This is a genomic window from Janthinobacterium sp. GW821-FHT03C08 (genome assembly GCF_059420905.1).
Genome location: NZ_JBWKUP010000013.1, coordinates 68,374 through 82,056, shown reverse-complemented (window position 1 = coordinate 82,056; position 13,683 = coordinate 68,374). Strand labels below are relative to the sequence as shown.

General features: G+C 65.1%; 13 protein-coding genes. 9 read left to right on the top strand and 4 right to left on the bottom strand.

What is annotated here, in order from left to right; translation table 11 throughout:
• Nucleotides 1-20 precede the first annotated feature (20 nt).
• Entirely contained in the window at nt 21-425 is a 405-nt protein-coding gene (locus AC07VL_RS19625) for a DUF4398 domain-containing protein (protein ID WP_494807316.1), read from the bottom strand.
• Between the two features lie 255 nt (nt 426-680).
• On the opposite strand from AC07VL_RS19625, the gene AC07VL_RS19620 reads away from it, so the two are divergent.
• Both AC07VL_RS19620 and AC07VL_RS19615 read left to right on the top strand, forming a co-directional pair.
• Nucleotides 681-2,735, top strand: coding sequence for an AsmA family protein (locus AC07VL_RS19620; RefSeq protein WP_494807315.1), 2,055 nt, complete (start codon nt 681-683; stop codon nt 2,733-2,735).
• 179 nt (nt 2,736-2,914) lie between these two features.
• The gene (locus tag AC07VL_RS19615; RefSeq protein WP_290607284.1) at nt 2,915-3,133 is read left to right on the top strand and encodes a YMGG-like glycine zipper-containing protein; all 219 of its coding nucleotides are present in this window, start codon (nt 2,915-2,917) and stop codon (nt 3,131-3,133) included.
• 101 nt (nt 3,134-3,234) lie between these two features.
• Here the strand turns inward: AC07VL_RS19615 and AC07VL_RS19610 are convergent, their stop codons facing one another.
• On the bottom strand, nt 3,235-4,002 hold the full coding sequence (locus AC07VL_RS19610; protein ID WP_494807412.1) for a Crp/Fnr family transcriptional regulator: 768 nt from the start codon (nt 4,000-4,002) through the stop codon (nt 3,235-3,237).
• A 202-nt stretch (nt 4,003-4,204) separates the two neighbouring features.
• Here AC07VL_RS19610 and AC07VL_RS19605 point away from each other — a divergent pair, with 202 nt between their 5' ends.
• The 4 genes from AC07VL_RS19605 to AC07VL_RS19590 all read left to right on the top strand — a co-directional run bounded on the left by AC07VL_RS19605 (nt 4,205) and on the right by AC07VL_RS19590 (nt 6,530).
• Nucleotides 4,205-4,864 (top strand): outer membrane lipoprotein, encoded by a 660-nt coding sequence (locus AC07VL_RS19605; RefSeq protein WP_494807314.1) that lies wholly within the window; start codon nt 4,205-4,207, stop codon nt 4,862-4,864.
• A gap of 163 nt (nt 4,865-5,027) precedes the next feature.
• Entirely contained in the window at nt 5,028-5,306 is a 279-nt protein-coding gene (locus tag AC07VL_RS19600) for a hypothetical protein (protein WP_494807313.1), read from the top strand.
• A 197-nt stretch (nt 5,307-5,503) separates the two neighbouring features.
• Nucleotides 5,504-5,650, top strand: coding sequence for a lmo0937 family membrane protein (locus tag AC07VL_RS19595; protein ID WP_121670992.1), 147 nt, complete (start codon nt 5,504-5,506; stop codon nt 5,648-5,650).
• A gap of 244 nt (nt 5,651-5,894) precedes the next feature.
• The gene (locus AC07VL_RS19590) at nt 5,895-6,530 is read left to right on the top strand and encodes a YiaD family glycine zipper/OmpA-like lipoprotein (protein WP_494807411.1); all 636 of its coding nucleotides are present in this window, start codon (nt 5,895-5,897) and stop codon (nt 6,528-6,530) included.
• 71 nt (nt 6,531-6,601) lie between these two features.
• Here the strand turns inward: AC07VL_RS19590 and AC07VL_RS19585 are convergent, their stop codons facing one another.
• Nucleotides 6,602-9,448 (bottom strand): M16 family metallopeptidase, encoded by a 2,847-nt coding sequence (locus AC07VL_RS19585; protein ID WP_494807312.1) that lies wholly within the window; start codon nt 9,446-9,448, stop codon nt 6,602-6,604.
• Nucleotides 9,449-9,750: 302 nt separating this feature from the next.
• Here AC07VL_RS19585 and AC07VL_RS19580 point away from each other — a divergent pair, with 302 nt between their 5' ends.
• From AC07VL_RS19580 to AC07VL_RS19570, 3 genes are all read left to right on the top strand, one after another.
• Nucleotides 9,751-10,026 (top strand): hypothetical protein, encoded by a 276-nt coding sequence (locus AC07VL_RS19580; protein WP_494807311.1) that lies wholly within the window; start codon nt 9,751-9,753, stop codon nt 10,024-10,026.
• Between the two features lie 83 nt (nt 10,027-10,109).
• Entirely contained in the window at nt 10,110-11,657 is a 1,548-nt protein-coding gene (locus AC07VL_RS19575; RefSeq protein ID WP_494807310.1) for a TerC family protein, read from the top strand.
• A 67-nt stretch (nt 11,658-11,724) separates the two neighbouring features.
• On the top strand, nt 11,725-12,288 hold the full coding sequence (locus tag AC07VL_RS19570) for a DUF3617 domain-containing protein (RefSeq protein WP_494807309.1): 564 nt from the start codon (nt 11,725-11,727) through the stop codon (nt 12,286-12,288).
• On the opposite strand, the gene AC07VL_RS19565 is transcribed toward AC07VL_RS19570, so the two are convergent.
• A complete protein-coding gene (locus AC07VL_RS19565) occupies nt 12,276-13,349 on the bottom strand; it encodes a porin (protein ID WP_494807308.1) in 1,074 nt (357 codons plus the stop codon). The two genes, AC07VL_RS19570 and AC07VL_RS19565, sit on opposite strands and share 13 nt — an antisense overlap.
• Nucleotides 13,350-13,683: the final 334 nt, after the last annotated feature.

Sequence of the window (13,683 nt, the reverse complement as noted above, 5' to 3'; positions counted from 1 at the left end):
GGTCCTGTTCTTCTTGTTAGTTATTGTTTGGGGGCTTGCTGGTTGGCACGGTCGAGTTCTTCGCGCATGACGCGGATGTTCTCGTTGATCTCATCGGCCGCGCTCGTGGCCTTGGCCGAATTGGCCTTGCTTTGCGCCAGCTTGGCATCGGCCTGCGCCTGGTCGGCCAGGTCGCGCGCCGTCTTGTAGTCGCGGTCCTTCAGGGCCTGGTTGGCCATGCGCATCTTTTCGCGGGCCGAACGCATTTCATCGGGCGCCAGGTCGGCGGCACCGGCGCTGGCGGCGTTATCGACGGCGGCGCGCGAGACGGCCACGTCGGCCGTGGCCGGCGTTTTCAGGCTGGAGCAGCCCGTCATCAGGACGATAGCCGTGGCGCAGGCGGCCAGCGCGGTCAAGGGGGTTTTGATGGAATCTCGGTTTGTCATTTTTCTTCTCCTGGAGAATGTGAGGTAATGATGTCGTTGCTACGTGGAACAAATCAGGAACTGCGTTTGATGTATGACGTTATAGGCCCCCGCTCCCCGCATATCCGTTCGGTGCCGCACATAGGGTAGGAAATCGACAATACTTGCGGCGGCAACGTGCGCCAGCGCACGCGCCAGCCGGCAAATGCGCAAACGCACCCGGCTTCGGTGCGATTCCTGTAGCATCGTGACTACTTGTCCAGAAAGAATCACCCGATGCCACGCACTCTCTCCCTGTCCCACCGCCAGAAAATCGTCCTCGCCAGCGCCGCCGTGCTCGTCGCCGTGCCCGTGGCCGCCGCCGTCGTCCTGCTGAACATGGACTGGAACCGCGCCAAGCCCTGGCTCAACGCGCGCGCCAGCGACGCGCTGGGACGGCCCTTCGCCATCGCGGGCGACCTGTCGCTGACATGGCAGCAGCCAGCCACGGCCGGGGGGCAAAAAACCTGGCGCGATTACCTGCCCTGGCCCCACCTGCAGGCGCAAGACGTGCGTTTGGGCAATCCGGACGCCATGGCGGAAACGGACGGCGCGCCGCCGCAGCTGGCCACCGTCAGCCAGATGGCGTTCTCGCTCAACCCGCTGGCCTTGCTGGATAAACAGATCATCATTCCCGAACTGCGCTTCGATGCGCCGCAGGTGCGCTTGCTGCGCAGCAAGGATGGCAGGAACAACTGGACGTTCGAAAAGCAGGACCCGTCCTCGCCATGGCAGCTGGAGCTGCAAAGCGTGGTCTTCAGCAAGGGCACCGCCTACCTGACGGACGCCGTCACGCAAACGGCCATGCGCGCCGATGTCGACACGCTCACGGAAGACAAGCGCTACGGTATCGCCTGGACACTTTCCGGCACCTACCGCGGCGAAAGCGTGCAGGGCGGCGGCAAGGCGGGCGGCGTGCTGTCGCTGCAGCGCCAGGGCACGCCCTTCCCCGTGCAGGCGGACATGCGCGCGGGCGGCACCAGCGTGGCCATCGAAGGCACCCTGACGCGCCCCACGGACCTGGCCGCGCTCGACGTGCGCCTGAAAGTATCCGGCCCCAGCATGGCCCGCCTGTACCCGCTGACGGGCGTGCTGCTGCCGGAAACGCCCCATTTCAGCACGGAGGGCCACCTGACGGGCACCCTGGCGCCGCGCGGCGGCGAGTGGGTGTATGACCAGTTCAGCGGCAAGGTGGGATCGAGCGACATCAGCGGGAAGCTGGCCTTTTCGGCCAGCACGCCGCGCAAGCGCCTGACGGGCGACGTGCATTCGCGCCTGCTGCAACTGTCCGACCTGGGGCCGCTCGTGGGCGCCGATTCCAGCGCCAGCAAGAAGGAGCGTGGCGTGCCGTCGACGCAGCCGGCCGGCAAGGTATTACCAGTCGAAACCTTCAAGACGGAGCGCTGGACCAGCCTGAACGCGGACGTGCGCTACACGGCCGACAAGATCACGCGCGACGCCGAATTGCCGATCAGCAAGCTCGACACGCACGTCGTGCTGACGGACGGCGTACTGTCATTGACGCCCCTGAATTTCAACGTGGCGGGCGGCACCCTCACGTCGCAGATCAAGCTCGACGGCAGCGGCAAGGTCGTCGCCAACGGCATCGCGGCCGAACTCAAGGCCAGCGCCCGCCATCTGCACATCCAGCAGCTGTTTCCCCGCCTGCCCGCCCTGCAGGCCAGCGTGGGCCAGATCAACGGCGACGCCTCGCTGTCGGCCACCGGCAATTCCGTCGCCACCCTGCTGGGCAGCTCGAACGGCGAAGTGCGCGCGCTGATCGACCGCGGCAGCATCAGCAAGCTGCTGCTGGAAGAGATGGGCTTGAATATCGGCAGCATCGTCGTGACCAAGCTGGTGGGCGACAAGCAGGTCAAGCTCAATTGCATGGCCGCCGACTTCGTCGTCAGCAAGGGATTGATGCAGACGCGCCAGTTCATCGTCGACACGGACGACGCCATCCTGCATGTCGACGGCACGGTGAACCTGGGCAATGAGCGGCTGGACCTGACGCTGCAGCCGGACAGCAAGGGCTTGCGCATCTTTTCCCTGCGCTCGCCCCTGTACGTGAAGGGCACGTTCAGCCAGCCCGACGTCAGCGTCGACAAGGGCGTGCTGGCCCTGCGCGCCGGCGGCGCCCTGGCGCTGGCCGTGGTCGCGCCCGTGGCGGCCCTGCTGCCGCTGGTCAATGCCGGCCCCGGCGAGGACAGCGCCTGCGCCGCCCTGCTGGCCGGCGCGCGCGTCAAGCCGGTGGCGCCCAAGCCGGGCGGCAAGCGGCGCCAGGCCCGCTGACGGCACGGGACGTGGCGGTCTTACAATTGTTACACACCTATGTGCGTTGCCGAACAGACCCTGCATTGCCACAATCCTATGCTGTAAGCGTGCCTGAAACAACAAGACGTGGCGATACGAAGTCCCACCGGCCCATACCATGCCGGCGCCACGAGGTCCGAATTCATAGGAGAACTATCATGCAAACCATCAAAAAACTCGCCGCCACCACTTCCGTCGCTGCCCTTCTGCTGAGCCTGACCGCCTGCGCCAACATGTCCAACCAGGATAAAAACACGGCCATCGGCGCCGGTGTCGGCGCCGTCGCCGGTTCGGTGCTGACGGGCGGCAGCGCCGTCGGCGCCGTCGGCGGCGCGGCCGTCGGTGGCGTGATCGGCAACCAGGTCAAGCCGAAGTAAGCATGCATAAAAAAAGCGGGGTGGGTGCCGAGGCGCCCGCCCCGCTTTTTTGCGTGCGCGACGCCGGCAAGCCGTGACATGACGGCAGAAGACGGCAGGAGTCAGACGAAGACGTTGGCCATGCCGATGGGACCGGCATCCTTGACCAGTTCGTAGCAGCGGCAGGAAACGGCTTCCAGGCCGGCCGAATCGAGTATCTCGATGTTGCCGCGGCTGTAGCTGATGAGTTTTTGCTGTTGCAGCGCGCTTGCTGCCTTGGTCACGCCGACACGGCGCACGCCCAGGGTGTGGGCGAGGAATTCATGCGTCAGGTGGAATTTTTCCGACTGCAGGCGGTCGCGCGTGATCAGCAGCGAACGGGCCAGGCGCGCCTCGAGCACGTGAAAGCGGCTGCACACGGCAATCTGGATGGCTTGCGCCAGCAGGGTGTCCGTGTAGCGGTACAGCAGGCGCTGCAGGGAATCGAGCTGGACGAATTCGGCGCAGAAATCGGCCCGCGCGATGCGGCTGGCCGTGCCGGAACGTTGCACCACGGCACGCACTTGCGCCAGGTCATGTCCCAGCGCGACGGACGCGCCCAGCACGCCTTCGCGCCCCACGGCGCCCACTTCCAGGGTCATGCGCCCTTCCGCCACGGCCAGCAGTGAGATCAGGCAATCGTCGGGGAAATAGATGTGCGCGATGGGCTGGCCCGGCTCGTACAGCACGTCGCCTACCTCGACCGTGACGCTGTCGAAGAGGGCTGCCAGGTGGCGCAGGTCGGCATCGGGCAGGCTCGCCAGCAAGCGGTTGCCAGCGGCGGACGCGGCCACGGGCGCACCCAGGCTGGCACGGCCTGCATCACGGGACAAGTTCAAGCTGGCGGTCATGGTTGGCATTGCCTTTTCCTGGTTGTCGTTACATCTCGACATAATTTTTACCTAGCCTACGGTGCGATACCGGTCCTGTATGTACGGTGACGCACGGAAGCGAAGGACGCAGCGCCGCACACTGGCGGCAAGCAAGACAGCAAGACCAAGACGCAAGACGCTTTACCCTCATTCATTACTTAAAAGAACCAAGGAGCCTTCCATGACTACCACCACCAAATCCCTCCACCCGCTGGTCCTTGCCGCCGCCGTCGCCGTACTGCTGTTCTGCGGCGTCGGCACGGCCGCCCTGATGGGCTGGCTGCCCTCCTCGCAAAGCGAAGCGCCGCCGCTGTCGGCCAACGCCTCGGCCGAGCAGCTGGCCAGCCTGCAGGCGAACCAGCCGCAAACGACGCTGCCCCCTGCCGGCGCGCAGCCGCTGGCGGCCCTGCCACCGCCGCCACAGCCGGTCCAGCAACAACCCCAGCCACAACCCGTGCGCCAGCCGCAGCCGCAATATGTGGCGGCCGCCCCGGCACCCCAGGTGTGCAGCAATTGCGGCGTCGTCGAATCCATCCATGAAGTCAATACGCGCGCCGAAGGCAGCGGCGTAGGCGCGGCCGGCGGCGCCGTCGTCGGCGGCCTGCTGGGCAACCAGGTGGGCGGCGGCCACGGCCGGCAGCTGGCCACCGTGCTGGGCGCCGTCGGCGGCGCCGTAGCCGGCAACCAGATCGAAGGCAATGTGCGCGCCACGCGCAGCTACAACATCGTCGTGCGCCTCGATAGCGGCAAGACGCGCACCGTGCACCAGAGCGCCGCGCCGAACTGGCGCCAGGGCGACCGCGTGCGCGTCGTCAACGGCGGCTTGCGCGCCATCGGCTAAACGCCGCGCGGCGCCGCCGCCCGAAGAAGTTGCAAATCAGACACACGCCCGGCCCGTCCGGGCGTTTTCTTTTTGATCATGTTCGCTGGCGTACAGATGCGCTAGCCATGACGCGAGATGATGCATTCAGGAAATTTCAACGGATGTCCTTCAAGGAGATGCTATGGAAAGCGACAAGGCAGGCAGCAAGAGGATCTGGCTGGGCTTTATCGGCGGCGGCATGCTGGCCACGGCGCTGGGCTTTTGCGCGCTGGACCTGGCGCCGGCGCAGGCCAGCGCCCCCGTGTTCGGCGTCATGCTGCTGCTGACGGGCGGCATGCTCAGCTGCATGGCGGGCGCCGTCGGCATGGCCGGCATGCTGGCCTGGATACCGGGCATGGATGGCGGACAGGAACAAGCGCGCCCGCAGCGCCGCCTGCCCGCGCGGGGCCTGGGCAAATAAGCGGGCTACATAAGGCTAAATAAGGGTTGTGTACGGCAGCGTACAGATAAATTCAGAAACAAAGTAGACAATAAGTCATGGCATCAGCGTTCAGCGACCCGGTCGCCGCGCAATGACAAAAACCGATGTGGGCGCCAGACGCTAGCAGCTTGCAAGCCAGGCAGCCCTCATCCACACACACTCTCGGAGGACACATCATGCTCTATACAATCGCAGTAGTACTCATCATTCTCTGGCTGCTGGGCCTGGTCACTTCCTATACCATCGGCGGCTTCATTCACATCCTGCTGGTGGTGGCGGTCATCATGATCCTGTTGCGCCTGATCAGCGGGCGCGGCTTATAGCCCTGGCCAGCGGCGCAGGCTCACAGGGGCGGCGCGCGTGCAGACGGGCGTCGCTCTTTTTGCGTGCGCCGCGCGCCTGCCGTGCGCGTGCTGGCAAGCCGGTCCATTTTGCAGTAACGTGTGCGGGTAGTTCACGCGTACGGGTAGTTGATACGCGTAGTCCTGGGTATGTCCCGATAACAAAACAAGGAGAAAATCCATGAAAGTATTCCAAACCGGCCCTGGCGCCAAATCCCTGATCGGCATGCTGGTCCTCGCGATGGCCGCCACCGGCTGTGCGGACATGTCCCCGACGCAACGCGGCACGGCCACGGGCGCCGGCGTCGGCGCGGGCCTCGGTGCGCTGATCGGCGGCACCACGGGCGGCGGCAGCAGCGGCCGCACGGCCGGCGGCGCCCTGCTGGGCGCGGCAGCAGGCGCTGTCGTCGGCAATATCTGGTCGAACCGCATGGAAAACCAGAAGCGCGCGATGGAACAGGCCACGCAAGGCACGGGCGTGCAAGTGAGCCAGACGGCCGATAACCGCCTGAAGATGGAAATCCCCAGCGATATTTCCTTCGACACCAACCGCGCCGACATCAAGGGCAACTTCCGCCCCATCCTCGACCGCTTTGCCGCCACCCTGAATGAAAACCCGAACACCACGGTCAGCATCATCGGCCATACGGACAGCACGGGCAGCGATGCCATCAACGAACCGCTGTCGGTGGAACGCGCCGCCCACACGCGCGACTACCTGGCCATGCGCGGCGTCTCGCCGACGCGCATCGTCACGGAAGGCCGCGGCGCGCGCGAACCGATCGCCTCGAATGCGGATGCGGCCGGCCGCGCGCGCAATCGCCGCGTCGAGATCTACGTAGCAGAGCTCGCTCCCCGCTAAGGCCGGGAGATAGGCATAAAAAAGCCCGCTGGCAAGGTAACTTGCCAGCGGGCTTCTTTATTTAAAGCAGCTTACTTCGACGTCGTGGCCTTGGCGCCGCTGTCGCCTTCCTTCGCCACCTTGGCAAAGTCGCCGGCCGTCACGACGGAGACAGCTTCCGGCTTCAGGTAGTCGCGCAGGCCCTGGTTCACTTGCGCCAGGGTCAGGGCGGCGACTTTCGCTTCCAGGTCCTTGTCGTAGGCCATGGTGCGGTCCTGCGCCAGGTAGCCGGCCAGTTCGCGCGCCAGGCCCGCATCCTGCGTGCGGCCCACTTCCTGCGACTGCAGCCAGCCCTTCTTCGCTTCGGCCAGTTCCTCTTGCGTGAAGCCGTCGGCCAGCACCTTGGCGATTTCCTCGCGCAGGGCCGCTTCCACCTTGACCGTGTTCTGCGGCGCGCTGATGGCGTAGGCCATCCAGTAGCCGGCCGGCTCGCGCGACGGCACGGACACTTGCGAGCCGACGCCATAGGACAGGCCTTCCTTCTGGCGGATGCGGTCGGCCAGGCGGCTGCGCAAGGCGCCGCCACCGAGCATGTGGTTGGCCATCAGCAAGGCCGGATAGCTGGCGGCATCATCCTTGAGGGGAATCGGCTGGATGGCGAACAGCACGCTGTTGGCCTTGTCCGGCGTTTCCAGCGTCACTTTTTCACCGCTGACGGCCTTGACGGCGTCGGGAATGCGCACGTAGGGCTGCTGCGCCTTCCAGTTGCCGTACAGGCTGGCCACTTGCGCCTTCAGCGCGGCCGGGTCGAAGTCGCCCACGGCGGCAAAGGTAGCGTTCGACGCGCCATAGTAGGCGCCATGGAAGGCTTTCACATCGGCAACTTTGATGGCTTTCCATTGCGCCAGCTCGGCTGGCAGGGTGGCCACATGGCGCACATGGCCTTCCGGCGTGGCGTCGAGCAGGCGGCGGAAGGCGTTTACGGCCAGCGGCTGCGGTTCAGGCAATTCCTGCTCGGCGCGGCCCACGCGTTCGCGCTGCAATTCCAGGAATTCCGTTTCGTTCAGGGCCGGTTTTTGCAGCACTTGCGCCAGCAGGTCCATGGCCGCCGGCAAGTTCTCGCGTTTGCCCATCAACAATGCCGTCACGCCCTCGGCGCCGCCCGAAATCGCCACTTGCGTGCCCAGCTGGTCGAACTTGTCCTTCACTTCCTGGCGCGACAGGGTCGCCGTGCCGCGCGACAGCAGGTTGGCCGTGTAGCTGCCCACCTGCGCCTTGCCGCGCAAGCTGTCTTCCGTGCCCAGCTGCAGCTTGAGCGCCACGCTGACGGTGCCGCCCTTGGTTTTCTTCGGCAGCAAGGCGCCTTTCAAGCCGTTCGGCAAGGTAAAGCGCGTGGTGCGCGCTTCGATATTGTCGGGGCTGGGGTCGAATGCTTCGCCCTGTGCCACGACGGCGCGGCCCGTGTAACCGGCCAGCTGCGGCGCCACGTCCGCGTAGGCCGGCACGACGGTGCGGTCCGGCGCATCGGTGGGGATGAAGCGGCCCAGGGTGCGGTTCGAGCTCTTCAGGTATTTCTCGGCCGCCGCCTGCACCTGCGCCGTCGTCAGCTTGTCGAGCTGGTCGCGCTGCAGGAAGAACAGGCGCCAGTCGCCGGCTGCCAAGGACTCCGTCAGGGCAATCGTCATGCGCGCCGTGTTCGAGGTGATCAGTTCGACCTGCTTGTTCAGCTGCTGTTTCACGCGCGCCACTTCCGCATCCGTGATCGGCTGCGATTTCAGCTCTTCCAGCACCTTCAGCATGGCCGCTTGCGCTGCGTCCAGGTTGCCATCGGCGGGCACGATCGCGCCGAACAGGTTGTAGCCCGGCTCCAGGTTGCTCACCGCGTTGTATTCGATCTTGCTGGCCAGCTTGGTTTCCACCAGCGCCTTGTGCAGGCGGCCGGCCGGGGCATCCGTCAGCACGTGGCCCAGCACTTCGATGGCCACCGCTTCCGGGTTGCCGGACGGCGCCACGTGGTAGCCGGCGCCGACGAACTGCGTGCCGCCGCTGCGGCGCACCGTCACGGCGCGCTCGCCATCCTGCACGGGTTCGGCCGTGTAGGTCGGTTCGATCACGCGCGTCGGTTTCGGGATCTTGCCGAACAAGTCATTGATCTGCGCCAGGACCTTCGCTTCGTCGAAGCGGCCCGCCACCATCAGCACGGCGTTATCCGGCTGATAATATTTATGATAGAACGCGCGCAGGCGGGGAATGTTGACCTGTTCGATATCGGAGCGGGCGCCGATGGTCGACTTGCCATAGTTGTGCCAGTCGTAGGCGATGGCCTGGATGCGTTCGCTCGTCACGCCGATCGGGTCGCTCTCGCCCATCTCGAACTCGTTGCGCACCACCGTCATTTCGCCTTTTTTCGTGACCGGGTTCCACAGGTCGTTCTGGTCGATGGCCGCGTTGACCATGCGGTCCGCTTCCATGGCCAGCATCTGGCGCAGGTTGTCGTCGTTGGCGGGGAAGGTGGCGTAGTAATTGGTGCGGTCGTACCAGGTGGTGCCGTTGAACTGCGCGCCCGTCGAGTTCAGGATCTCGACGGGGGTCTTGGTCCCTTTCTTGATGCCGAAGTTGGCGCTGGGCTTGAACAGCAAGTGCTCCAGCAAGTGGGCCATGCCCGTTTCGCCGTAATTTTCATGGCGCGAACCGACCAGATAGACGATGTTGGTGGTGAGCGTAGGCTTGCTGGCGTCGGGAAACAGCAGCACGCGCAAGCCGTTGGCCAGGCGGTATTCGGTGATGCCTTCGACGGAAGTGACCTTGACGGCGGCGGCGCGGCCGGCGGCGGCCTTGCCGGTTTTCTGGGTCGGGGCGGCTTGCACCGGGGTAGCGGCGAAGGCCAGCGACGGCGACAGGATGCCGGCGGCCAGCAGGAGAGCGGTAATTGGTTTCAAAGCAAAGTCCTGGTAACACGACGTTGGAAATAAACACGCGCGAGCGCAGACAGGGAGCGCAAGCGCAATGTGATACGGGCGCAAGAATGTTCACCCGGCCCGCGCTGCGTCTTCGCCGCCGGGTGAAATTATTACTCTCACAATTTACGGCATGCTTATCAACTACGCAAGCCCCTGTCATCAAGCTGTTATGCGGGCGTGTTATACTCGACCGTTCCAGAACTATCTGCCTGTATATGAGACGAGCTCTCGTCCTGCTCTGCCTTTTTGTTTTCATCGCGTTACCCCAGGCGTTTGCCAGCATGGCCTACGCCAGCCCTTCCCCATTCCAGCATGCAATTGCGGCCGGCGTCACCGCCACGCCCGCCTTCGGCATGGATTGCCCCGACGCCAGCGCCCATGCGGGCTTGCCCGGCGACGGCTGCGCCACCGAAGAATGCGACAACGATCCCATCACGCTCTACCCCGGCTCGCGCCAGGATGTACCGTTTTACGCCATCATTTGGCAAGCGGGACCGGGCGCACTTGCCGAAGCGGACGTGCGGCCGGCCACCCGCCCGCCGCGCGTCCGCCGCTGATCCGCAACACGCTGCACGCACACGCCCGGGGCATATGGCCGCCAGGCACGCTTTACATTGATTGACTTTACAAGGTTACACACATGGAATGGTTATTTGACCCGACAATCTGGGTCGGCCTGCTGACGCTGGTCGTACTGGAAATCGTACTGGGTATCGACAACCTGATCTTCATCGCCATCCTGGCCGAAAAGCTGCCGCCGCACCAGCGCGACAAGGCGCGCGTGCTGGGCCTGACCCTGGCCCTCGTCATGCGCCTGGGCCTGCTGTCGCTGATTTCCTGGCTGGTCACCCTCACCACGCCCTTGTTTTCCATCTGGACCTTTTCGTTCTCGGGGCGGGACCTGATCCTGCTCGTCGGCGGCCTGTTCCTGCTGTTCAAGGCCACCACCGAGCTGCACGAGCGCCTCGAAGGCGTCACGCACGCCCAGACGGGGCCGAAAGTCTACGCCGGCTTCGGCCTGGTGGTGGCGCAGATCGTCGTGCTCGACGCCGTCTTTTCGCTCGACGCCGTCATCACGGCCGTCGGCATGGTGGACAACCTGTACGTGATGATGGCCGCCGTCGTCATTTCCATCGTCGTCATGATGCTGGCCTCGAAGGTGCTGACGCGCTTCGTCAACGCCCACCCCACCGTCGTCGTGCTGTGCCTGAGCTTTTTGCTGATGATCGGCCTGTCGCTGGTGGCCGAAGGCCTGGGCTTCCACATCCCGAAAGGCTATCTGTACGCGGCCATCGGTTTCTCCATCGTCATCGAGTTCTTCAACCAGCTGGCGCGCCGCAACTTCCTCAAGCTGCAGTCGAACGCCCCGCTGCGCGACCGCACGGCGCAGGCCGTGCTGAGCCTGCTGGGCGGACGCAAGGGCCGCGAGGCGGCCGAGGAGCACGAGGTGAAGGAACTGCCGGACGTGTCCGCCTTTGGCGTGGAAGAGCGCAATATGGTCAGCGGCGTGCTGACCCTGGCCGAACGCTCGATCCGCTCCGTGATGACGCCGCGCGGCGACGTCTCGTGGGTGAACCTGAACGACAGCAGCGACAAGATGCTGCAACTGCTGCGCGAAACGCCGCACAGCATGATTCCTGTCTGCAATGACGACCTCGACAACGTCGTGGGCATCGCGCGCAGCAAGGACCTGATCGAGGATCTGGTCTCGCACGGCAAGATCGACCCGGCCAGCATGCGCGAAGCCGTCGTCGTGCCGGAAGCGGCCGGCGTGCTGAAAGCCATGGAAACCCTGAAGCGCTCGCGCGGCCAGCTGGTGCTGGTGGTCGACGAGTTCGGCACCGTGCAGGGCGTGCTCACGCCCATCGACATCCTCGAAGCCATCGCCGGCGAATTCCCCGACGAGGACGAGCAGCCGGACGTCGAAGTGCTCGGTCCCGGCCACTGGCGCATCGATGGCGCGACGGACCTGCATTACCTGGAGCAAGTATTCGAGACGGAAACCCTGGTCAGCGAAGACGGCGAGTACAACTCGCTGGCCGGCTTCTTGCTGGCGCATTTCGAAAACATGCCGGCCGTGGGCGAAGTGCTGGAACTCGACGATCTGCGCTATGAAATCCTCGAGGCCGACGAGCGCCGCATCGCCAGCGTGGACGTGCGCCGCATCGAGCCCGATCACAGTTTGTAACACAATGGCAAGCGTGCCCCGCTTGCCATGCCGTATGCTGGAGTCTGCCCTATCAGGAGACTTGCGCATGAAACTATCCTTGCTACGTTTGAGTTTGCTCGCCTGCGCCGCCCTCGGCGCGCAAGCCCACGCCCAGCCGCCGGCCATCAAGCCGGGCCTGTGGCAAGTCGACAGCAAGATGGCCTCGCCCGACGCCGCCACCGACAACGCCATGTCCATGGTGCTGCAGCAGCTGGGCAACCTTCCCCCCGATCAGCGCAAGCAGCTGGAAGCCATGGCGGCCAGCCGCGGCATGGCCATGCCCACCGTGGGCGCCGACGGCGCCGTGCGCGTGACGGCCTGCGTGACGCCGGACATGGCCGCGCGCAAGCAGATTCCCACGGGCCAGCCTGGCGACTGCAAGTCGAACAACACTTCCGTCGCGGGCGGCATGTATGTCTCGTTCACCTGCGCGAAGCCGAAATCGAGCGGCGAAGGCAAGGTGCTGTTTTCCGGCGACCAGGCCTTCAGCATGCAGCTGGCCGTGACGACCAGCGCGCGCGGCGCGCCGGAACAGGTGAACGTGACGAGCAGCGGCAAGTGGCTGGGAGCAACGTGCCCCGCGCCCTCCGCCGCCGTTCAGAAGCCGTGACGGAAGCCCAGGTTGAATGCCGCGTCACCGCGTCCCGCGTCGCTGGCATTGCCCACCGTGTAGCGGGCGCCGTTCTTGTTGTGGATCTTCGCGTAGGAGGCATAGAAATCGCTGCGTCTTGACAGCGCATACGTGAGGCCGACGGCCACCTGGCTGGCGTCGCGGTTGGCCAGGTCGCGGTCATCCTTGCGCACCCAGGACGCCAGCAGCTTGACGCCGCCCACGGGCACGGCCACGCCCAGCAAGGTGTCGCGGCTGTCCGAGGAGGACATCGACAGGGCCAGCGAGCTGTAGTCGTTGCTGGGGTCCCACGGCGAGCTGCCATAGCCCTTGTTGATGCCGACGGCGGCAAAGGCCGTGGCCACCTTCAGGTCGACATTCGCGGCGATGAGGGTATTGCGGGCCGACATGTCGATGGCGGGCACGGTGCCGCTGGCCAGGATCAGGCTGTTCTTGCGCTGGTGCGAGATGCTGACGTTCACGGCGCCGGCCGAATAGCCGAGGGTGGCGCCATATGCGCGGTTGTTGGCGCTGCTGTACGGCGACTCGCCAAAGCTGTAGATGGCGCTGGCCGTCACGCCGCGCAGGGCGGGCGTTGCATATTTGATGGTGTTGTCGTAGCGTTTCACGCTGTAGCCGGCCAGGTTGCTGGCGCTGCCGGCCATGCCGCCCTTGAACGGGTCGGCCACGTCGGTCAGGGCCAGGTATTGCGGGTTGTACTGGCGCCCCAGGGTCAGCGCGCCGAGGCGGCTGTCGAGGCCCACATACGCCTGGCGGCCGAACAGCCGGCCTTCCTCGGACTGGCCCGTGTCGTTCTGGATGCCCGCCTCCAGCGTGAACACGGCAGACACGTCGTTGCCCAGCGCTTCGCGGCCCTGCACGCCCAGGCGCGAGCCGGAAGCGACGCCGCCCGACACCTTGGTGCCGGCGCAATTGCCGGCGCAGCCCCGCTCGGCCACGATACCCGCGTCGAGCACGCCGTACACGGCCACATTGCCGTTCGCCGCACCGCCGGCGCCATCCGCGCCATGGGCCGGGGCGCATAGCGCGAGCGGTCCCATCCCTATCACAGCAAGCGCAAAATACGAGGTCTTCATGATAAATATCTCGGTAACGTGAAAAGAAACTGCCGGGTATTGATCAGGACATGCGCTGTGTGTCACACCCAAGTGTTACCTTATCCTCGCTTTTTGGCAAGCAATCTGTGCGGTGTACAACAGATACTCCAGCTTAGCTCGCTTGAAGAGTCGCACACTGACAACACGCAAGAGTGAGCATGATTCGTGCAATTTGCGGCAAAATGACGTTAAATGCAGGCCCTGCCGTGAAGCAATGTTCGGTGGCGAACGTTGCGGGATTTGACGCAGGCGGTACACTACTGGTTTTACCGACAGC